Below are 377 nucleotides of genomic sequence, written 5' to 3' on the forward strand. Positions count from 1 at the left end.
CCACCAGCCGCCGCAGGTAAAGGGTTCTCATGGGTGGACGCTCCTTTCGGTCAGTTGTTGGGCGGGCGGCCCCAATCGGGCTGCGCCATATCGTGCGCCACAAGGGACGCATAGTAGCTGTTGATGGTGCTGGGGGCGTTGAACAGCATGGCCCGCAGGTATTGCTTGATGTTGCGGACTTTGGTGGTGTTGTCCCGCAGGCAGTCCATGACGAACTCGATGTGATGGCTGTCCAGCTTCAAGAATTTCGCCTTGACCAACTCTGCCGGGTAATCGTCCCCGGCCACCCGGATGGACTTGCGGCTGGTGCAGACCGTTTCCAGCAGGATGTCCACGATCTCGTCCAGCTGTTCCCGGTCTATCCGGGGATTCTGGGT

At 60.2% G+C, this 377-nt stretch carries 1 protein-coding gene; it reads right to left on the reverse strand.

Going from position 1 to position 377, the window contains the following annotated elements:
* Nucleotides 1-50 precede the first annotated feature (50 nt).
* On the reverse strand, nucleotides 51-377 hold a 327-nt coding region (locus DW937_RS15235), incomplete at its 5' end, for a DUF6017 domain-containing protein (RefSeq protein WP_243111482.1).

It is taken from the genome of Faecalibacterium sp. AM43-5AT (assembly GCF_003603345.1).
Classification (GTDB): domain Bacteria; phylum Bacillota; class Clostridia; order Oscillospirales; family Ruminococcaceae; genus Faecalibacterium; species Faecalibacterium taiwanense.